Source organism: Microvirga sp. Mcv34, from assembly GCF_024519725.1.
Lineage (GTDB): Bacteria > Pseudomonadota > Alphaproteobacteria > Rhizobiales > Beijerinckiaceae > Microvirga.
In genome coordinates this window covers 22,967-41,861 of record NZ_JALJRK010000025.1, presented here as the reverse complement: position 1 = coordinate 41,861, position 18,895 = coordinate 22,967, and the positions used below count along the sequence as shown (strand labels likewise).

The 18,895-nt window shown below is 63.4% G+C and carries 16 protein-coding genes; 4 read left to right on the top strand and 12 right to left on the bottom strand.

Annotated features, from left to right (window positions below; genetic code table 11):
* Window positions 1-16: 16 nt before the first annotated feature.
* The 4 genes from yjfF to ytfQ all read right to left on the bottom strand — a co-directional run bounded on the left by yjfF (window position 17) and on the right by ytfQ (window position 4,574).
* Window positions 17-976, bottom strand: coding sequence for a galactofuranose ABC transporter, permease protein YjfF (gene yjfF, locus OC446_RS14870; RefSeq protein WP_262029808.1), 960 nt, complete (start codon window positions 974-976; stop codon window positions 17-19).
* Window positions 973-1,977, bottom strand: coding sequence for a galactofuranose ABC transporter, ATP-binding protein YtfT (gene ytfT / locus OC446_RS14865; protein WP_262029807.1), 1,005 nt, complete (start codon window positions 1,975-1,977; stop codon window positions 973-975). Before ytfT ends, yjfF begins: the two co-directional genes overlap by 4 nt.
* A complete protein-coding gene (gene ytfR / locus OC446_RS14860; protein WP_262029806.1) occupies window positions 1,977-3,485 on the bottom strand; it encodes a galactofuranose ABC transporter, ATP-binding protein YtfR in 1,509 nt (502 codons plus the stop codon). Before ytfR ends, ytfT begins: the two co-directional genes overlap by 1 nt.
* A 126-nt stretch (window positions 3,486-3,611) precedes the next feature.
* Window positions 3,612-4,574: a galactofuranose ABC transporter, galactofuranose-binding protein YtfQ gene (gene ytfQ, locus OC446_RS14855; RefSeq protein WP_315986508.1), complete on the bottom strand. Its 963-nt coding sequence runs from the start codon at window positions 4,572-4,574 to the stop codon at window positions 3,612-3,614.
* Window positions 4,575-4,738: 164 nt separating this feature from the next.
* Here ytfQ and OC446_RS14850 point away from each other — a divergent pair, with 164 nt between their 5' ends.
* The 3 genes from OC446_RS14850 (at window position 4,739) to OC446_RS14840 (ending at window position 7,843) form a co-directional block, all read left to right on the top strand.
* Complete coding sequence (locus tag OC446_RS14850) at window positions 4,739-6,472, top strand: IlvD/Edd family dehydratase (RefSeq protein WP_262029805.1); 1,734 nt, start codon at window positions 4,739-4,741, stop codon at window positions 6,470-6,472.
* A 32-nt stretch (window positions 6,473-6,504) separates the two neighbouring features.
* Window positions 6,505-7,443 (top strand): dihydrodipicolinate synthase family protein, encoded by a 939-nt coding sequence (locus OC446_RS14845; RefSeq protein ID WP_262029804.1) that lies wholly within the window; start codon window positions 6,505-6,507, stop codon window positions 7,441-7,443.
* A 148-nt stretch (window positions 7,444-7,591) separates the two neighbouring features.
* On the top strand, window positions 7,592-7,843 hold the full coding sequence (locus tag OC446_RS14840; protein ID WP_262029803.1) for a hypothetical protein: 252 nt from the start codon (window positions 7,592-7,594) through the stop codon (window positions 7,841-7,843).
* Between the two features lie 301 nt (window positions 7,844-8,144).
* Here the strand turns inward: OC446_RS14840 and OC446_RS14835 are convergent, their stop codons facing one another.
* From OC446_RS14835 to OC446_RS14805, 7 genes are all read right to left on the bottom strand, one after another.
* Window positions 8,145-9,032, bottom strand: a complete 888-nt coding sequence (locus tag OC446_RS14835; protein WP_262029802.1) for a glycine betaine ABC transporter substrate-binding protein — start codon at window positions 9,030-9,032, stop codon at window positions 8,145-8,147.
* 67 nt (window positions 9,033-9,099) lie between these two features.
* On the bottom strand, window positions 9,100-10,014 hold the full coding sequence (locus OC446_RS14830; RefSeq protein ID WP_262029801.1) for an ABC transporter permease: 915 nt from the start codon (window positions 10,012-10,014) through the stop codon (window positions 9,100-9,102).
* A 26-nt stretch (window positions 10,015-10,040) separates the two neighbouring features.
* Window positions 10,041-11,282 carry a glycine betaine/L-proline ABC transporter ATP-binding protein ProV gene (gene proV, locus OC446_RS14825; protein WP_262029800.1) on the bottom strand — a complete coding sequence of 414 codons (1,242 nt, stop codon included), beginning with the start codon at window positions 11,280-11,282 and terminating at the stop codon, window positions 10,041-10,043.
* A 625-nt stretch (window positions 11,283-11,907) separates the two neighbouring features.
* Window positions 11,908-13,014, bottom strand: coding sequence for an alpha-hydroxy acid oxidase (locus OC446_RS14820; protein WP_262029799.1), 1,107 nt, complete (start codon window positions 13,012-13,014; stop codon window positions 11,908-11,910).
* Window positions 13,015-13,141: 127 nt separating this feature from the next.
* Window positions 13,142-13,495, bottom strand: a complete 354-nt coding sequence (locus OC446_RS14815; RefSeq protein WP_262029798.1) for a RidA family protein — start codon at window positions 13,493-13,495, stop codon at window positions 13,142-13,144.
* Window positions 13,496-13,527: 32 nt separating this feature from the next.
* Window positions 13,528-14,634, bottom strand: coding sequence for an NAD(P)/FAD-dependent oxidoreductase (locus tag OC446_RS14810; RefSeq protein ID WP_262029797.1), 1,107 nt, complete (start codon window positions 14,632-14,634; stop codon window positions 13,528-13,530).
* A 119-nt stretch (window positions 14,635-14,753) separates the two neighbouring features.
* Entirely contained in the window at window positions 14,754-16,364 is a 1,611-nt protein-coding gene (locus OC446_RS14805; protein ID WP_262029841.1) for an ABC transporter substrate-binding protein, read from the bottom strand.
* Window positions 16,365-16,586: 222 nt separating this feature from the next.
* On the opposite strand from OC446_RS14805, the gene OC446_RS14800 reads away from it, so the two are divergent.
* Window positions 16,587-17,495 carry a LysR substrate-binding domain-containing protein gene (locus OC446_RS14800; protein ID WP_262029796.1) on the top strand — a complete coding sequence of 303 codons (909 nt, stop codon included), beginning with the start codon at window positions 16,587-16,589 and terminating at the stop codon, window positions 17,493-17,495.
* Window positions 17,496-17,619: 124 nt separating this feature from the next.
* On the opposite strand, the gene OC446_RS14795 is transcribed toward OC446_RS14800, so the two are convergent.
* Entirely contained in the window at window positions 17,620-18,894 is a 1,275-nt protein-coding gene (locus tag OC446_RS14795) for a four-carbon acid sugar kinase family protein (RefSeq protein WP_262029795.1), read from the bottom strand.
* Window position 18,895 lies beyond the last annotated feature (1 nt).

The window sequence follows — 18,895 nt, the reverse complement described above, 5'->3', positions numbered from 1 at the left end:
CCATTTCTCCTCTGTCTTACCGTGTTCGAAGCGACGCCGCCGACAGGCCGCGCTGCAGCACGATGAACGCGAACAGCAGGGCCCCGATGGCGATCTTGGTCCACCACGAGCTCAGGGTTCCCTCGAACGTGATGTAGGTCTGGATCAATCCCTGGATGAGCACGCCGACGAGCGTGCCGATGATCGTCCCGTAGCCTCCTGTGAGCAGGGTGCCGCCGATGACGACCGCCGCGATCGTGTCGAGCTCGACGCCGGTCGCGGCCAGGGAATAACCCGCAGAGGTATAGAAGGAAAAGACGATCCCGGCCAAGGCCGCCAGGAAACTCGACAGCATATAGATGCGGATCGTCGTCTTCCGTACCGGCACACCCATCAGCTCCGCCGAGGTCCGGTTGCCGCCGAGCGCATAGACATTGGCGCCGAAACGCGTGAAATGCGCCAGGACGATGCCGACCGCGAAGGTCAGCAGCATGACCATGGCGATGAAGGTCACCCGCCCGCCTCCCGGCAGACGGAAGGCGATGTCCGTGATCTGGCCATAGGCCGGCGCGTTGATCGGGATCGAATCCGTGGTGAGCACGAAGCACAGGCCGCGCGCCAGGAACATGCCCGCCAGCGTGACGATGAAGGCGGGGATCTGGAAGGTATGGATCAGGAAGCCCATGCCGGCCCCGAACAGGCCCGCGATCCCTAGGACGAGGATGAAGGCGAGATACGGGTTGAGCCCGTATTTCTCGATGGTGACGGCGAGGAACACGCCCGTGAAGGCGATGACCGAGCCGACCGAGAGATCGATGCCGCCGGAGAGGATCACGAAGGTCATGCCGACCGCCACGATGCCCAGGAAGGCGTTGTCGGTCAGAAGATTGCCGATGACGCGGGTCGAGGCGAAGCTCGGAAACTGCGCGAGGCAGATCATGTAGCCGACGATGAAGACGGCGAGCGTGATGAGAACCGGGAGGTGACGCCTGATCATGCTCTTGGTTTCCAGACGGAACGGACGGCCGACAGAACGGGCGACTGGGCGAGAAGCACGGCGAGCACCACGATGGCCTTCACGATGAGGTTGTATTCGGGCGGGTAGCCGCTCAGCAGGATGCCCGTGTTCATCGCCTGGATGATGAGGGCTCCGACGACGGAGAGGCCGAGGCTGAAGCGCCCGCCGAACAGAGACGTGCCGCCGATGACCACGGCGAGAATGGCATCGAGCTCGAGCCAGAGCCCGGCATTGTTGGCATCGGCCCCGCGGATGTCCGCCGTCACGATCAAGCCGGCAATCGCAGCGCACAGGCTGCACCACATATAGACCGCGATGGTCACGACCTTGGTGCCGATGCCCGCATAGGCGCTGGAGCGGACATTGGCCCCGATGGATTCGATGAAGAGCCCCAAGGCGGTGTAGCGCACGATGAAATGCGTGACGACGAGCATCACGACGGCGATCACCACCGGCATCGGCAGCATCAGGAAGGAGCCGCCGCCGATGGACGCGAAGCCCTCGCTCACGAAGGTGATGATCTGTCCCTCGGTGATGAGCTGCGCGAAGCCGCGTCCGGCCACCATCAGGATCAGGGTCGCCACGAAGGGTTGGATTTCGAGGACGGCGACGAGGAAGCCGTTCCACAGGCCGCAGGCCAGGCCGATCCCGGCGGCGGCGGCCAGCGCCACGGGCAGCGGATAGCCCTGCGCGGTCAATGTGGCGGCCATCGCGCCCGCGATCGCCATGACGGCGCCCACCGAAAGATCGATGCCGCGTGTCGCGATGACGAGTGTCATGCCCAGCGCCAGAATGGCGACCGGCGCGCCACGGTTCAACACGTCGATCAGGCTGCCGAAGAGCCGCCCATCCTGCAGGCGCAGGGCGAAGAAGTCGCGGAAGACGAGCCAGTTGACGAGAAAGACGAGGAGGAGCGCCGCAACCTGCGGAAGCCCCTTGGGAAGTGTGCGTGCGCTGCTCGCCTGAATCATGCCGCTCATTAATGGCCCGCGATGGTTGTCATGATGGTGTTGGCGCTCACATCGGATCCGGAGAGTTCGCGCACGTGCCGCCGGTCGCGCAGAACCACGACCCGGTCGCTGTAGGAGGCGATCTCTTCCAACTCCGACGAGATGACGAGAAGGGCGAGGCCATCCTCGCACAAGCGCTCGATGAGGCGGATGATCTCCGCGTGGGCGCCCACGTCGATCCCGCGCGTCGGCTCGTCCAGGATGAGGAAGCGCGGCTCGGTGGCAAGCCAGCGTGCGAGCAGCGCCTTCTGCTGATTGCCGCCCGACAGAAGCCCGATGGGTTTCTCCGCATCCGGCGTGCGAATGTCGAGCAGCTTGATGAAGCGGTCGGCGATCTCCTCCTGCCTGCGTCTCGGGATCAGACGCAGCCAGCCGCGCTGGGCCTGCAGGGCCAGGATGATGTTCTCGCGCACGGACAATTCCGCCACGATGCCTTCCGTCTTGCGATCCTCGGGCGTGAACCCGAACCGCAGGCGGGCGGCATCGCGCGGCGTGGCGATGCGGACGGGCTTGCCGTCGACGAAAGCCTGTCCGCTGTCGGCGCGCTCGATCCCGAAAACCAACTTGGCGGTCTCGGTCCGGCCGGAGCCGAGAAGGCCGGCGAGGCCAACCACCTCACCGGGACGGACCGCAAGATCGAAGGGCTCCAGGAGACGGCGCTTGCCGTAATCCTTGAAGGCGACGAGCGGCTCGCCCGTGACGGCTTTTCGCTGGTTGCGATGAAGCGCTTCCGCCGCAAGCTCGCGCCCGAGCATCATGGAGACGAGCTCGATGCGCGGCAGTTCGGCGATGGGGCGGGAACCCACGAGGCGCCCGTTGCGCAGAACCGTGATCCGGTCGCAGACCGCATAGACCTGATCGAGGAAATGGGTGACGAACACGATGCCGATGCCGCGGCTTTTGAGATCCCTCAGGATCCTGAACAGTGTCTCGACCTCCTGCGCGTCGAGGCTCGCTGTCGGCTCGTCGAGGATCAGCACCTTGGCCGAGAGATCGACCGCACGGGCGATGGCGACGATCTGCTGGACGGCCACGGAATAGGCGCTCAACGGATTGGCGACATCGATGTCGAGACCATAGCCCGCCAGAAGCTCCTGGGAACGTCTGCGCATCTCGCCGGTGCGCACGAGGCCGAAGCGGTGCGGCTGACGGCCGATGAAGAGGTTTTCCGCCACCGACAGGTTCGGCAGAAGATTGACCTCCTGATAAACGGTCCCGATGCCGAGCGAGAGCGCGTCGGCGGGATCGCGCGCCTCGATATCCTGACCGTCAAGGCGGATGGTGCCGGCATCGCGCTTGAAGACGCCGGTCAGCACCTTGATCAAGGTCGACTTGCCGGCGCCGTTCTCGCCGAGCAGGCCGTGGATCTCGCCCTCATGCAGGGTGAAGTCCACGTGGTCGAGCGCCTGCACGCCCGGGAAGCCCTTCGTCAGCCCCCGGATCTCGAGAAGCTGAGGCTGCTCCGTCGATACTGGCATCTCGTCCTCGCTGGCCTTCGAAGCATCGGACCCGGAAGCCGACATGCGCTTTCGGACCCGACGCTGATCACGCTTTAAGCAAAACAGCAGGCGATCGCTCGCCTGCCGCCGCATCGCATTCCGATGTTAGTAGAGGTCCTTGCGCTTCTCGTACTCGGCCTTGGCCGTGTCCGGCGTGAAGACCTTGGATTCCGTCTGGATCCACTTCTTCGGCGCCGTGCCGTTCTTCTTGTAGGCGATGAGCGCATCGAGAGCCGGTCCAGCCATGTTCGGCGTCAGCTCGACGGTGACGTTCGCCTCGCCGTCGGACATGGCCTTGAAGATATCCGGAACGCCGTCGATGGAGACGATCTTGATGTCCGTGCCGGGCTTCAGGCCCGCTTCCTTGATGGCCTGGATGGCGCCGATCGCCATGTCGTCGTTATGGGCGTACACGGCGCAGATGTTCTTGCCGCCGCCTTCCGCCTTGATGAAGCTTTCCATCACTTCCTTACCCTTGGTGCGGGTAAAGTCGCCGGATTGCGTGCGGACGATCTTCATGCCGGGATTGGCGGCAACGACCTCGTCGAAGCCCTTCTTGCGGTTGATCGCCGGGCTCGATCCGACCGTGCCCTGCAGTTCCACCACATTGCACTTGCCGCCGGTTGCCTTGGCGAGCCACTCGCCAGCCACCTTGCCCTCGTAGACGGTGTCAGAGGTCACGGCGGTGAGATAGAGCGAATCGTCCTTCGTATCGATGGAGCGGTCGAGCAGCACGACCGGGATCTTTGCGTCCTTGGCCTCTTTGAGAACCGCGTCCCAGCCGGTCGACACGACCGGCGCGATGAAGATGGCGTCCACGCCCTGCGCGATGAAGGAGCGGACGGCGCGGATCTGGTTTTCCTGCTTCTGCTGGGCGTCGGAGATCTTCAAGTCGACACCGCGCTTCTCGGCTTCGAGCTTGGAGACCTTCGTCTCGGCGGCGCGCCAGCCGGATTCCGATCCGACCTGCGAGAACCCGATGGTCATTTTATTCTGGGCGTAAGCGGCACCTGAGGACAGCATCAGCGCAGCCATGCCGATCGTCGTCAGGAGATGACGGGCCTTCATGAGCATTCTCCCAAAATTTGTCGTTGCTTTTCGACTTTAGCAGCCTTAACAGCCGACTATTAGTACTATTATATGAATCGAATTGAGCGCCTATTCAACGAAAGTCGCGCTCCACCGTGCTTCACCCATCAGGGCGATACAAAGTTCCAAGGGCACCGATAAAAATGACCGACGAGAAGAAACGCCAGCTTCGCAGCCAAGCCTGGTTCGGACGCCAGGATAAGATGGGCTTCTATTATCGCTCCTTCCTGAAGAACAGCGGCTTCCCGCAGGACCAGTTCGAAGGTCGGCCGGTCATCGGCATCTGCAACACCTGGTCCGAGCTGACGCCCTGCAACGCGCATTTCCGCACCATTGCCGAACATGTGAAATACGGCGTGCTCGATGCCGGCGGCTTCCCGCTCGAATTCCCGGTCTCGTCCCTCGGCGAGGTGACCATGCGCCCGACGGCCATGCTGTTCCGCAACCTTGCGGCCATGGACGTGGAAGAGGCGATCCGCGCTCATCCCCTCGACGGCGTCGTGCTGCTCATGGGCTGCGACAAAACCACCCCTGCCCTCCTCATGGGCGCGGCCTCGGCGGACCTGCCGACCATCGGCGTTTCGGGCGGCCCGCAGCTGCGCGGCGTCTATCGCGGCAAGTATATCGGCTCGGGCACCAACATCATCTCCATGAGCGAGCAGCTGCGCGCCGGGGAAGTGACCCTCCAGGAATTCCACGAGGCGGAAGGCGGCATGAACCGCTCGGCCGGCCATTGCATGACCATGGGCACGGGCTCCACCATGGCGTCCATGGTCGAGGCGCTCGGCGTCGGCCTGCCGGAGAACGCCGCGATCCCCGCTGCCGACGCGCGGCGCAACCACCTCGCCCGCATGGCCGGACGGCGCATCGTCGAGATGGTGAACGAGGATCTCGTGCTGTCGAAGGTGATGACGCGCGAAGCCTTCGAGAACGCCATCCGGACGCTGGCCGCCATCGGCGGCTCGACCAACGCGGTCGTGCATCTTCTCGCCATCGCGGGACGCGTCGGTATCGACCTGACCCTGGACGATTTCGACCGGCTCGGCCGCGACATCCACTGCCTCGTCGATCTCATGCCCTCCGGTCGCTTCCTCATGGAGGATTTCTACTATGCCGGCGGCTTGCCCGTCGTGCTGCGCACGCTCGGCGAGCGCGGCCTGCTGCACAAGGATGCGCTCACCGTCAACGGCAAGCCGATCTGGGAGAACGTGAAGGAGGCGCCGTGCTGGAACCGCGAGGTGATCACCACCTTCGAGGAGCCCTTCAAGCCGGAAGCGGGCATCGCGATCCTCAAAGGCAATCTCGCCCCCAACGGGGCCGTCATCAAGCCGTCCGCCGCCTCTCCGGAGCTCATGCAGCACACCGGCCGCGCGGTCGTGTTCGAGACCATCGAGGAGCTGCATCACAGGATCGACGATGAGGATCTCGACATCGACGAGACCTGCATCATGGTGCTGAAGAATTGCGGCCCGAAGGGCTATCCGGGCATGGCGGAGGTCGGCAACATGCCGCTGCCGCAGAAGCTTCTCAAGAAGGGCGTGCGCGACATGATCCGCATCTCGGACGCCCGCATGTCCGGCACGGCCTACGGCACCGTGGTGCTGCACATGGCGCCGGAAGCCGCCGCCGGTGGCCCTCTGGCGCTGGTGCAGAACGGCGACATGATCACGCTCGACGTCGCAGCCCGCAGCCTGCATCTCCATGTGGAGGCCGAGGAGATGGAGCGCCGCCGCGCCGCCTGGGTTCCGCCCGCGCCGCATGCCGAGCGCGGTTGGGCCAAGCTCTATATCGACCACGTGCTGCAGGCCGACAAAGGTGTCGATCTGGACTTTCTCGTCGGACGGACGGGATCGCCCGTTCCACGCGACAACCATTGACCGCGACGCCATCCATTCTGAAAGGAGACATCATGTCCTCGTCCGGCATTCATTCCACGCGTCCCTATCGCGGCGTTTTTCCGGTGGCGCCGACCATCTTCCATGACGACGGGACGCTCGATCTCGAAGGCCAGAAGCGCGCCGTCGATTTCATGATCGAAGCCGGCTCGGACGGCCTGTGCATTCTCGCGAACTTCTCCGAGCAGTTTCTGCTGACCGACGAGGAGCGCGAGACCGTGATGACCACGGTGCTCGACCACGTCGCCGGGCGGGTTCCGGTCATCGTCACCACCAGCCATTTCTCGACCGAGATCTGCGCCGATCGCTGCCGGCGGGCCGAAGCCGCGGGTGCCGCCATGGTGATGATCATGCCGCCCTTCTTCGGCGCGACACTGCGCGTGTCGGAAGCCGGGATCTACGAGTTCTTCCGCAGGGTTTCGGATGCCATCACCATCCCGATCATGATCCAGGACGCGCCGATGGCCGGCACCTTCCTGTCCGCGCCCTTCCTGGCGCGCATGGCCAAGGAGATCGCCAATGTGTCCTACTTCAAGATCGAAGTGCCCGGCACGGCGGTGAAGCTGAGGGAGCTGATCGCTCTCGGGGGCGACGCCATCGAAGGCCCTTGGGACGGCGAGGAGGCGATCACCCTCATGGCCGATCTCGATGCCGGCGCGACCGGCGCGATGACGGGCGGAGCCTATCCGGACGGCATTCGCCAGATCATCGATCCCTACATGGCGGGCAACAAGGAAGAGGCCGCCGCCGCCTACGAACGCTGGCTTCCGCTGATCAATTACGAGAACCGTCAGGGCTGGCTGCTGGCCGCCAAGGTTCTCATGAAGGAAGGCGGCGTGATCCGCTCCGATGCCGTGCGCCATCCGCTGCAGCCCCTGCACCCGGAGATCCGCAAGGGTCTGCTCGAGGTGGCCCGCCGCCTCGACCCGATGGTGCTGCGCTGGGGCCGATAGTCTCGCCGGGATCATTGGCCCTTATCGAACCTTGACGGGAGCGCCGCAGCCGCAGGGCTGCGGCGCTCTTCCCGTTTCTGGCCTCCGCGCGTGATGGAAACCGGCCGCGCAAGACATATATGGAAGGAAACTCTATGAGATCGCCTCCATGCCCGAGACAGACGACCAGCCGGACGACGAATTGGAAGAGCTGAACGGCAGCAAGCGGATCAACTTCCGCGACTATCCGAGTTCCGGCCTCGTGGTGATCGCCGCCCTCAGCTCGGGCCTGGGGTGGATGATGTACAAATGGCTCGGCAAGAAGCGCAAGGGCCGTACCGGCTCATCGGCCGACGAAGAAACACCTACGACGTCTCCAGCCGAAACAAGAGCGTCGGGGGGCCGGAAGCCTGAGCCGTAATGCCGTCCTGCGGGACGTGCTGCAGCGCACCGCGTCCTGGAGCATAGAAGATTACGTTAGGGAACCATTGGGAGGTTCCTATGGCTCACTCGGCTGTTTCCTTCGTTCTCGGCATCATCGCCCCGGTGGCGCTGGTCGGCTGGCTGCTCGTGCTCCATTGAGGTCGGCTCATCACCGTTCCGCCAATGGGTGGCGTTGAACCAAACTTGGCAGTCTCACTAGACGCAGTCCAGAGAGGAGCCGCCGGGAGGACCCGGCGGCTTGTGCTTTCTGGGAAGACCGTGCGACCGGCCTTGGTGTTCTACGACGCGGGCGTCATCTCGCCCGTCAGCCAGTACTTCACGCGCGCCTGATGTTCGCCGATGTAGTTCTCGACCGCCTTGTCCACCGAAGTCTCCTTCGCGTCGGACATCGCCGCTTCGAGCTCCTTCAGCGGAAGGTGCATGCGCATCAGGAACTGGGCGACCTCGGGATAGTCGCGCTGGAAGCCCTGGCGTGAGATCGCGTAGACGCGTTCGACGCCGCCCATCGCGGCCTTCGGGTCGTCCAGGTAGCGCAGCTCGTACTTGCCGAACATCCAGTGAGGGCTCCAGCCCGTCACCACGATCCATTCCTTCCGGCGGATCGCTCGATCCAGAGCGGACACCATGGCGGCGTCGCTGGCCGTCGTGAGATCGTAGCCGCTCAGGTCATAGGTCTTGAGAGCCTCTTTCGACAGGCGCGTCAGGCCGGCGCCCGGATCGATGCCCTGCACCTTGCCCTTCAGCTTCTCCTTCACCTCCGGCTTGGCGAGATCGGCAATCGACGCAATCTGGTCCTCGGGCACGTATTTCGGAACGACCCAGCCGAGCTTCGCGTCGGTGTAGAGCACACCGAGCATCACCGCCTTGTCTCCGACCCGAGCCCAGTAATCCTTGTGGGTCTCGGGCAGCCAGGCCATCATCATGGCATCGATGTCGCCCTTGGCGACGCCCTGGTATTGCGGCGCGATATCGGTCTGCAGAAGCTCGACCTTCTGGGAGTAGTTGTCTTCGATGAGCTTCTTGGCGAGCTTCGTGACGAACTCGGCGTCTGCCCAGGCGGTCCAGCCGATCTTGACCGGCTTCTTCTCCTCCTGCGCTTGCGTCGTGCCAGCAAGGCCTGCGGTCAGGGTCGCCGCGAGAGCGATCCGGGCTAAGGTCTTGAGCATGGGGTTCTCCTTTCAGCTCTTTGAGTTTTTGTTGGGGCGCCGGGCCGCTGCCGGTCCGGCTCCTCGTTCAGGCGCTCGCCTCGGCGAGCGCGGTCTTCATGTCCGTCGCGTCCTCCTTGGCCCCGGTCTCCTGACGGACGGCGCGGGGCAGCTTGAAGGCTGCCGGACGTGAAAGACTTTGAGTCAGACGGTCGAGAATGATCGCCAGGATGACGACGGCGAGTCCGCCCTCGAAGCCGAGACCGACATCGAGGCGCTGAATGCCCGTCAGCACCGTGTTGCCGAGGCCACCCGCGCCGATCATGGAGGCGATGACCACCATCGAGAGACCAAGCATGATGGTCTGGTTCACACCGGCCATGATGGACGGGAGGGCCAGCGGAAACTGCACCTTGAACAGCAGCTGACGGTCGGTGCAGCCGAAGGCGAGACCTGCCTCGACATATTCACGGCTCACCTGCGTCAGTCCCAACGCGGTGAGCCGCACCACGGGCGGCATGGAGAAGATCACGGTTGCGATGGTGCCCGGCACCGCGCCGAGCCCGAAGAACATCGCGGCCGGAATCAGATAGACGAAAGCCGGCATCGTCTGCATGAGATCGAGCAGCGGGCGCGCGCCGGCGGCGGTTATGGAACTACGCGCCATGAAGATGCCGAGGGGAATGCCGAGGGTGATCGCAATCGCCGTGGCGGCGATGACGAGGGCGAGCGTCTCGATCGTCTCCTTCCACAACCCCATGCCGACGATGAGGAGAAGCGCCGCTCCGCAGAGAACGGCGAATTTCCATCCCACCCTCCAGAAGGCGAAGAGCGCAACGGCACCGATGAAGGCCCATGGCGGGAACCAGGACAGAGCATCCTTGATGCCGCTCGCAAAGAAACCGATGACATCCGCGATGGCATCGAGCGTGGGGGAAAAATTGTCGAGCGTATACTCGACAGCGGCGCTGGCGGCAGCGCCGATGCTGAGATCGAAATCCATGAAAATATCCTTCGCGCTGGCGCTGTTCAGGCCGCACGGTCGAGCGTCATGAGAAGAGACGACTTGGAAATGGTGCCGACGTAGCGGCCCTTCGAATCGACAACCGGCACCGGCCACCGGCTCTCGGCGACACGGCCCATGACCTGCGCCAACGGCGCATCGGATTCGATCGGCGCCATATCGGGCAAGAAGGCCTGCCGGTAGGGATCGGCCCCTCCGAAACGCACCGCTTCCCTCAGCGAATCCGCGCTGACCATGCCGTGATAGCGCTTGTCGCGAGCCACCACGATGGCGATATCGCGATCATGGGCGCGCATGCGCTCGAGCGCGGCGTTGACGCTCAGTCCAGCCCTGTCGATGAGCGTGATCTGGCTGTGTCTCGCGACATCGCCCGCACGGAAAACCTGCGTCACGTCCACATTCCGGAAGAACGAGCGGACGTAGTCGTTCGCTGGGCTCATGACGATCTCTTCCGGTGTCCCGACCTGCACCACCACGCCGTCCTGCATGATCGCAATGCGATCACCGATGCGCATGGCCTCGTCGAGATCGTGGCTGACGAAGACGATGGTGCGACTATGCTCCGCCTGCAGACGAAGAAGTTCGTCCTGCATCTCCGTGCGGATCAGGGGATCGAGCGCGGAGAAGGCCTCATCCATCAGAAGGATGGTCGGCTCGTTGGCCAATGCCCGGGCGAGTCCGACGCGCTGGCGCATGCCGCCGGAGAGTTCGTCCGGACGGCTTGCCGCATAACGTTCCAGCCCGACGGCCTCAAGCGCGTGGAGTGCCTTCTGATTGCGCTCCTTCTCGGCGACGCCAGCGACTTCCAATCCGAAGGCCGTGTTGGCCAGGACCGTGCGGTTGGGCAGGAGTGCAAAGCTCTGGAAGACCATGCTCATGTCACGCCGGCGCAACTCGATCAGGTCGCGCTTGCTCATGCTCGTGACATCCTGTCCCCCCACGAGAATGGAGCCGAGCGTGGGCTCGATCAGCCGGTTGAGCAGGCGCAGAAGAGTCGACTTTCCGGAGCCGGAAAGCCCCATGACGACGAAGATCTCGCCTTCCTTGATACTGAAGCTCGCGTTGTTGACACCGATGGTGCAGCGCGTCTCGGCCTGAACGGAATCCTTCCCGTGTCCGGCCTGAATCATTTCGACGGCTCGCGGAACATTCGAGCCGAAAACCTTGAAAATATTGTTTAGGACGATCTTATCAGCCGACAGGGCGGCAGCGTCGCCACTGCCTAAAGCGCCGTCTTTATCAGTCATCAAACCCCCGTTTCCCCTGGCATAAAGCTGAGGGGCGAACTCCATGATGTAGTCTCTCGAGCGAGAACAGTCGAATGATTGGATCCGGCAATATTTGTGCACGAAATCACATGTGCAATTGCCTCAATCCGGCGAGATGGACAGCGAGAGCCACTGCCGTTGACGACGTTTGTCTAGACAATTTTGACCGAATTGCCAACCCCATGGACATGAATTGGCTTCATTCCATACTTATAGCGGCCGATCCTTCACCACGCCGACATCGGACTTTTGGTTCCAGAACAGGGTGTTAGGACATGTCTGTGCAGGAGATCGGCTGAGCAGAATTGCGCGGCACCGGCGTTTGAACCATGAAAGCGCATATCGTGTTGCGCCTTTCGCATCCATGATGGTGCAGGCTGCAAGCGGCGTTGTGGTTCCGCTGAAGCGCCTGAACAGTCATTGAGAATGCGGCTCCGAAGCCGCTCGATCCGCATGCAAAGTGAAGAAGGCTCTTGCGGCTCCTCAAGGCGGAGGGCTGGCAACCCTTCGCAAGGCGGGATCCTTCATCCCGGGCGCTGACTTCATGGGCACGATATGGCGGATCCTATTGAATTCGAACCTTCATGTCGTGCGCACAAGCGCGCTACGGCTGATTGGGGGCGTACAGAACGGCCTCGCTCAGATCCTGGACGCGAGAGCAGCCCAGATGGCCCAATGTCGTCCAGAACTCGCGCTGCAGGAGTTCGAGGGTTCGACGAACGCCATGTTCGCCATCGGCGGCAAGACCGAGCGCGATGAGGCGTCCGAGCGCGACCGCGTCCGCACCCAGTGCAAGCGCCGTGGCGATGTCGCTGCCCCGGCGGATGCCCGAGTCGAGGATGATCGGAACATCCCGCCCCACCGCCTTCCGGATGGATGGTAGAACGTCCAGAGTTGCAGGCGTCCGGTCGACCGTGCGGCCACCGTAGTTCGAAATATAAAGCCCGACTGCCCCGGCATCGAGCGCCGCGTGGGCATCCTTGACGCTCGTGACGCCTTTGACGATGCACGGGAGAGGCGCCCGGGCGATGACGCGCGCGGCCTGCTGCCAGGTCCAGCGCGGCTGCGTGAACTCCAGCAATTCGACGAGAGGAGCCGGATCGGACCGTCCCGGTCCGAAATTGGCGGGACCGCTCTCGCCCCGGATGGAGAAGCGGTCTTCCATCATCCGTTCCCGCCATTGCCGGATGGGCGAGTAGGTGACGCAGATGTATTTGTAGCCGGCGGCCTTGGCCCGCTCCATGAGGTCGACGGCGGCATCCTCATCGCCGACGAACGTCATCTGGAAGATCGACGCCACGGAAGAGGCGGCTGCGATATCCTCGAGCGGGAACGATGCGGCCACGGGAACCATCTGCTGAATGCCGACCGCTTCGGCCGCACGACCGATGGCGGGATGTCCGCCGGGATGGAAGGCGGCCTCGCCGCCGAACGGAGCGATGAAGGCCGGAAAGCTCAGGTCCAGTCCGAGAACCCTGGTTCGCGTATCGGGATTATCGATCCCGGCAAAAAGTGGAGTGATGAACCGATAACGATCGAAGGCCGCCGTGTTATCCCGAAGAGTGACCTCATCGCCGGTGCCGCACCAGAGATAGTTCCACTCGACTTCCGACAGATGCCTTTGGGCATCGCGGTGGATTCCGCGCAGCGTCGTGTATTTTTCATTGGTCGCGTAGCGATCGTCGATCCGGCTGGTTTTCGTCTCTGTCATCTTCGGCATCCCGGGGACCGGCGGGATCGCGGCGGCAATCCTCGGTCAACAGACCTCTCGAGGAAGGACTGCGGGCAGAGTACGTGCCCGCAATCCAGTGTCATTGCTGAATGAACCGCAGCTTTCGCTATCGCGCGGCGGTGATGATCACTTCGATCAGGCGATTGGGATCGCCGAGGCTGGCAATGCCGATCGTGGCCCGCGACGGGAGGTCATCTTCGGGAATCCATTCGAGCCAGGCCTTGTTCATCTCTTCCTTCTGCGACATGTCGCTCAGGTAAATTCGCGCTGCGAGGATCTTGGTCTTGTCGGAGCCGAGCTCGGCGAGGAACTTGTCGAGCTTGGCGCAGACTTCCCGAGTTTGGCCGGCCATGCCCTGCGACAGGTCGTTGGCCGCATGCCCACCGAAATAGAGCACGCCGTTGTGCTCCACGGCGCCGTGCATGATCTTGTGTTTCCGGTGACGGATGATGTCGGTCATTGGATGTCCTTTGATTGTGAATGAAACCTCGCTCACGCCGCGGCGGGAGCGTAGGCAGCAGTGTCGGTATCCGGTGTCTCGCCCATGCAGATCTGGGCCAGCAGGCGTCCCGCATAAGGCCCGATGGTGAGGCCGGCCGCCCCGAGGCCGTTACCGATGACGAGGCCGTCGATCCCCGCAACGCGCCCGAGAATGGGTTTGTAGCCGTCTCCTGCGGGACGGAAGCCGATCCGTGTTTCGATGATCGTGCCCGATGCCAGTCCGGGAGCGATCGAAAGGCCCGCATTGAGGACCTCGGCCTGGCCGCTGGCGGTGACCCGGTAGTCGAAGCCGGTATTATCTTCGCGCGTCGCACCGATCACGACGCGGGAATCGTCGAAGGCCAGCATGTAATGGCTGGTCATCGGCAGCAGGACGGGCCATGAGCGCGTTTCGGTTCCCGACAGGCGCAGGTGAACGATCTGGCCTCTTTGCGGACGGACGGGATGCTCCAATCCGAGCGGACGCAGGATCTGCGACGCCCAGGCGCCCGCCGTGACGATGATCTCGTCCGCTTCGATCGGGCTCCCGTCGCTGCGGATGCCGCGCACCTTTCCGTCCCGCAATTCGAGCGACACATGGTCGTGCCGGAGCACGGCGCCCGCTGCGACGGCCGCACGGGTCATGGCGGCGGCGAGAAGCCTGCCGTCGACGCGAGAGCCACCAGGAATGTAGATGCCGTCGAGATCCTCCCGCAACGGCGGGAACAGCCGTTTCGCTTCCGCGGCCGACACACGCCGCACGTTTCCGGCTTCCGGCGCATGGGCGATGCGGGACTGGATCCTCTCATCCGCCGCATCCAGTTCCCGCCGGTCCTCGGCCACGACGAGCGCACCGACGCGTCCGTATCCGAGATCGGTTTCGCCACGCTGCGTCAGGCCTTCGACCAGGTTCTCATAGTAGCGCGCTCCGGCGGCATAGAGAGCATACCATTCCGGATCGGTGACCTTGGTGGCCCAGGGACAGACGATCCCCGCGCCCGCCAGGGTCGCCTTGCCCTGGTGGACTTCGTCGAACACCTCGACTTCAATGCCGTTCACGGCAAGATGATAGGCGACACTGGATCCGAGAATCCCTGCGCCGATCACGACGACACGCATCTTCAAGCTCCGCACGAAGGAAAGGCCTTTCGCCGAGTTCAGGACCCGGCTCAACGGCAAGAAGGATCGAGGGGGAGGAATCCTTCAGCCCTCCCCCCGGCTTTGAACATCGGATTGTTCTACGGCACCGTGACGCCCGAGAAGCGGCTGGTTCCGAACACGGCCGGGACGAAGCCTGAGACCGATTTGTTGACGGCAAGCAGCGCCGAGGAGCTGCCGAACAGGATCGCCGGAACCTCGTCGTTGAAGACGACCTGCGCCTGCTTGTAGAGGTCGGTCCGCTGCGTCTGATCGGTGATCTGTCCGGCGCGGGCGATCAGATCGATGAAGGTCGAGTTGCACCAGGAGCCGATATTCGACGGGCTCGGTTTACCCTGCGAATTGCAGGTGAAGTAGTTGTTCGGGATCTGGCTTGGATCCGGAAAGTCCCAGATGCCGCCGAACATCGCGGTCTTCGACTCGCCCATGCGCGCGCGCTTGACGTACTCGCCCCATTCATAGGTCACGATTTCCGCCTTGACGCCGATCTTGGCCCAATCCGCCTGGATCAGTTCCGCGGCGCGGCGTCCGTTCGGCATGTAGGGACGCGTGACCGGAAGCGCCCAGATCTGCGTTTCGAAGCCGTTCGGATATCCGGCCTCGGCGAGCAGCGCCTTGGCCTTCTCGACATCGTATGCGTGCCCCTTCAGGTCGGCATTGTGCCCCCAGAGCGATGCCGGAATGAGAGCTCCCGTCACGGTGCCCGTTCCCTCGAAGACGTTGTCGACGAGGCCCTTCATGTTGATGGCATGTGCAAGGGCCTGGCGGACGCGCTTGTCCTGGAAGGGCTTCTCCTTGAAGTTGAAGGCGAGGAAGCCGGAGGACGCGACGGGCGTCTCGGCGAGGTTGAGCTTCGCGCTCGCCTTGATCACCTCACGGTCGGCGGGACTCGGCGCATTGGCGATGTGGCATTCACCCGCCTGCGCGCGCTGCAGCCGGACCGGAGCGTCCACAGTGATCGGCATAATGAGATCGTCGACCTTCGGCGTCCGCGACGGATCCTTCGCCTTCTCGCCCCAGGTGTCGTGGAAGGCCTTGAAACGCACCGCCGCATTGGTCTGGTAGACCTGCATCTGGAACGGACCCGTTCCGATCGGCTGCAGGTCGAGCTGCTCGGGCGTTCCGGCCTTGAGCAGTTGATCGGCATATTCCGCCGAGAGGATCACCAGCGACTGGTGGGACAGGATCCCGATGAAGGGCGCTAGGGGTTCCTTCAGCGTGAACGCGACCGTGTGGTCGTCGACCTTCTTCACCGCCGTCAGAACATCCGCGAGCTTGGTGTTGAAGGTAATATAGTTCCCGCCATTCACCTTGGCGTAGGGATGGTCGGCCTTCATCATCCGTTCGAAGCTGAAGACCACATCGTCCGCGTTGAAGTCGCGCGAGGGCTTGAACGTCTTGTTGGACTGCCACTTCACGCCCTGCCGCAGCTTGAACGTATAGGTCTTGCCGTCCTCCGAGACGGACCAGCTTTCGGCGAGGCTCGGCTCGAGCTCCGAGCTGCCCGCTTTCACCGAGACGAGCTGATCGTAGATCTGCCCCGTCACGATGCTGGTGGTCGCATTGCTGGTCAATTGCGGATTGAAGGTCTCCGGGCTTCCTTCGATGCAGACGACGAGGCTGCTGCTCAAGGCAGGCGACGCGGCGGATATCAAGATCGCCAATGCGCCCGCGGAAATTGTTGATTTCATCACGCTGCGTCCCCTTTGGATATTGTTGCCGCAGACACGTCGGACGAGCCTCTGGCGGCTCTCTCCAGAGAGGCCGCCTCTCATGTTCGCCCGTCACCCGACCGCCTTGCCCGCAGGTCTTCCGAGGATTAGAGGAGCGCGGAACATGATTGTCAAATTGCTTTTCTTCCGTTCATTATAACTAAAATTCATGATGCGCAGCGCACGCTTGAGAACATTGTAATGAACATCAGACAGATCGAAGCCTTTCATGCGTTCATGGAAACCGGATCGGTGACGCATGCGGGCGAGAGGCTCGGCATCTCGCAGCCTGCGGTCAGCAAGCTGCTGAAGGGCTTCGGCGAAAGCTGCGGCTTCAAGCTTTTCATGCGCAGCAACGGACGGCTGGTTCCCACCCTCGAGGCCCGCCTCGTCGCGGCGGAGGTGGAGAAGCTGATCGCCGGCACCGAACGCATCGAACGCGTGGCGACCGCCGTGCGGAACCGCGAGTGGGGCCAAGTCACGATCGCGGCGCTCCCGGCTCTCGCCTCGCGCTTTCTGCCGCGGGCCCTTTCGCCCTTTCTGGCCGAGCAGCGCGAGCTGAGCCTGACGCTTCAAAGCCGAGCCTCGCCACGCATCGCGGAACTCGTCATGGCGCAGCAGGTGGATATCGGTCTCAGCATCCTTCCGTTCGACCATCCGGACGTGACGGCCCAAGCGGTGATCCGCTTCGACCTCATGTGCTTCCTGCCGGCGCAGCACCCGCTGGCCCAAAAAGCCACCATCGGCGTGGAAGACCTGCGCAACGAATCGTTCATCTCTCTGGAGCGGGACGATTGTTCCCTGATGACGATCGATCGGGCCTTTCAGATGCGCGGCGTTCAAAAGCGCAATCGCATCGAAGTCCCCATGTCCGAAACTGCCTGCAGCTTCGTCGCGAATGGCATCGGGGTTTCCATTCTCCCACCCTTCGTCGGAATGGATTACCCGTCGGACCAGCTGGTCCGACGCCCGCTTCTGCCGAAGACCTCGATGGATATCTGGCTCCTGACCTCGAGCCGCCGTCCCTTGTCCCTCGCGGCACAGCAGCTGACCGAGTTCATCCACGTGGCCTTGGCCTCCTTTCAGCAGCCGGCACCGTCCGATCCATGATGCTCTATCCGACGCTGAGGATCGAAGCTGTGGACGCGAGAATATCGCTATGTCTCACGACTGTGGCGACGCGACGGTTTCCCTCAGCCCCCAGAGAAGACTAACCATCCGATCCTGAACAGGCTCAGTGTCGCAAGAACGTCTCGAACAGCTGCTCATGGCCCATCTGGCCGCCTTTGAGCATCACGAGCATGCGGTCCCGGGCCGGATCGTCGCTGCGCGCCACGCTGACGGCGACGCCGTTGCTGATCTGGCTGTGGTAGCCGAGCCCCCAATAGCCGAGGTGCTGAACAATCCGGCTCGATGTATCCCCGCCGGCGACCGCCAGGCGTCGGACGGGGTGGCGCCGGATCACCGCATCGACAAGCGAGGCGCTGACTCGTGCAAGATCGGCAGCCGCGTTGTGCGGAACATCGCCCGCCTCCGGAGCCGTGGAGAGCATGACATGCTCGCCCTGGCCCAGCATAGCCACAGCCTCTTGAACGATACGCTCACGGGCCCCTGCGCTCGAAAGAACACTTTCGGGCATGATGGCCAAGCGTCGATAGGAATGCGCGGCTGCCATCTGCGCTCTCGACGTCGGTGAAAGGCTCCCCACGAAGGCGAGGACGGGCCCATCCATCGAGCCGGAGGCTGATTCCAGCACCGCCTCCCGTGCTTCGAAGAAGGCCTGCGCGACACTGCTGGGTCCCAGCACCAGAAGGGAGCTTTTCTCGCTCTCGCTCCGGAGCAGGCGCCCGACGGCATCGATATGACGGGCGTCGAGCGCATCGAACAGCGTGGCCCGAGCCGTCTGCGAGAGGCGCCGCCATTCATGCGCGATCGCATCTGCGCCTTTCTCGATCACGGTCCAGTGGATCGCCTCGACATCGGGCAGACCCAGTGCGCCGAAATGGCGCCGCAGATCCGCTTCGGTCATCGGCGTCGCCGGATGCCGGCTCATGGTGGGATGGCGGTCGAGGCGGAAGATGTCGCCGTCCGCGCCGAAAGACGCGAAGAGATTGGAGAAGGCGCAGTATCGGCCAAGCGACGGCTGACCACCGAGGATGACGGTTGTCTCGTGCATTCCGTCGACGCGCAGGGTCGCGGCAGCTATGGCCAGGTTCCCGCGCTCCGGCGCACTGTCGAAAGTCGAGCAGCATTTGTAGTGCAGGACGCGGACACCGAGATCACGAAAGAACGCTCCGACAGGTGAGAGTTCCCTCCGCATCTCGTCGGGCAAAAGGGTGCGGGCCGCCCCCGCGATCCCAACGGCCTCAAGATCTCCGACCCGCGCGAGGTGCTGCGGCTCCGGGATGCCCAGAAACAGGAAGGCGCGGCGGCCACGGCCCGCCAGCGTCGCGAGCGTATCCGTCGCGCCGGTGAAGTCGTCTCCATACCACCCGTAGGTCGGCGTCATG

Bases quoted from the DNA above. Each gene is read 5' to 3' on its own strand.
- yjfF (WP_262029808.1), bottom strand. From the start codon at position 976: ATGATCAGGCGTCACCTCCCGGTTCTCATCACGCTCGCCGTCTTCATC.
- ytfT (WP_262029807.1), bottom strand. From the start codon at position 1,977: ATGAGCGGCATGATTCAGGCGAGCAGCGCACGCACACTTCCCAAGGGG.
- ytfR (WP_262029806.1), bottom strand. From the start codon at position 3,485: ATGCCAGTATCGACGGAGCAGCCTCAGCTTCTCGAGATCCGGGGGCTG.
- ytfQ (WP_315986508.1), bottom strand. From the start codon at position 4,574: ATGAAGGCCCGTCATCTCCTGACGACGATCGGCATGGCTGCGCTGATG.
- OC446_RS14850 (WP_262029805.1), top strand. From the start codon at position 4,739: ATGACCGACGAGAAGAAACGCCAGCTTCGCAGCCAAGCCTGGTTCGGA.
- OC446_RS14845 (WP_262029804.1), top strand. From the start codon at position 6,505: ATGTCCTCGTCCGGCATTCATTCCACGCGTCCCTATCGCGGCGTTTTT.
- OC446_RS14840 (WP_262029803.1), top strand. From the start codon at position 7,592: ATGCCCGAGACAGACGACCAGCCGGACGACGAATTGGAAGAGCTGAAC.
- OC446_RS14835 (WP_262029802.1), bottom strand. From the start codon at position 9,032: ATGCTCAAGACCTTAGCCCGGATCGCTCTCGCGGCGACCCTGACCGCA.
- OC446_RS14830 (WP_262029801.1), bottom strand. From the start codon at position 10,014: ATGGATTTCGATCTCAGCATCGGCGCTGCCGCCAGCGCCGCTGTCGAG.
- proV (WP_262029800.1), bottom strand. From the start codon at position 11,282: ATGACTGATAAAGACGGCGCTTTAGGCAGTGGCGACGCTGCCGCCCTG.
- OC446_RS14820 (WP_262029799.1), bottom strand. From the start codon at position 13,014: ATGACAGAGACGAAAACCAGCCGGATCGACGATCGCTACGCGACCAAT.
- OC446_RS14815 (WP_262029798.1), bottom strand. From the start codon at position 13,495: ATGACCGACATCATCCGTCACCGGAAACACAAGATCATGCACGGCGCC.
- OC446_RS14810 (WP_262029797.1), bottom strand. From the start codon at position 14,634: ATGCGTGTCGTCGTGATCGGCGCAGGGATTCTCGGATCCAGTGTCGCC.
- OC446_RS14805 (WP_262029841.1), bottom strand. From the start codon at position 16,364: ATGAAATCAACAATTTCCGCGGGCGCATTGGCGATCTTGATATCCGCC.
- OC446_RS14800 (WP_262029796.1), top strand. From the start codon at position 16,587: ATGAACATCAGACAGATCGAAGCCTTTCATGCGTTCATGGAAACCGGA.
- OC446_RS14795 (WP_262029795.1), bottom strand. From the start codon at position 18,894: ATGACGCCGACCTACGGGTGGTATGGAGACGACTTCACCGGCGCGACG.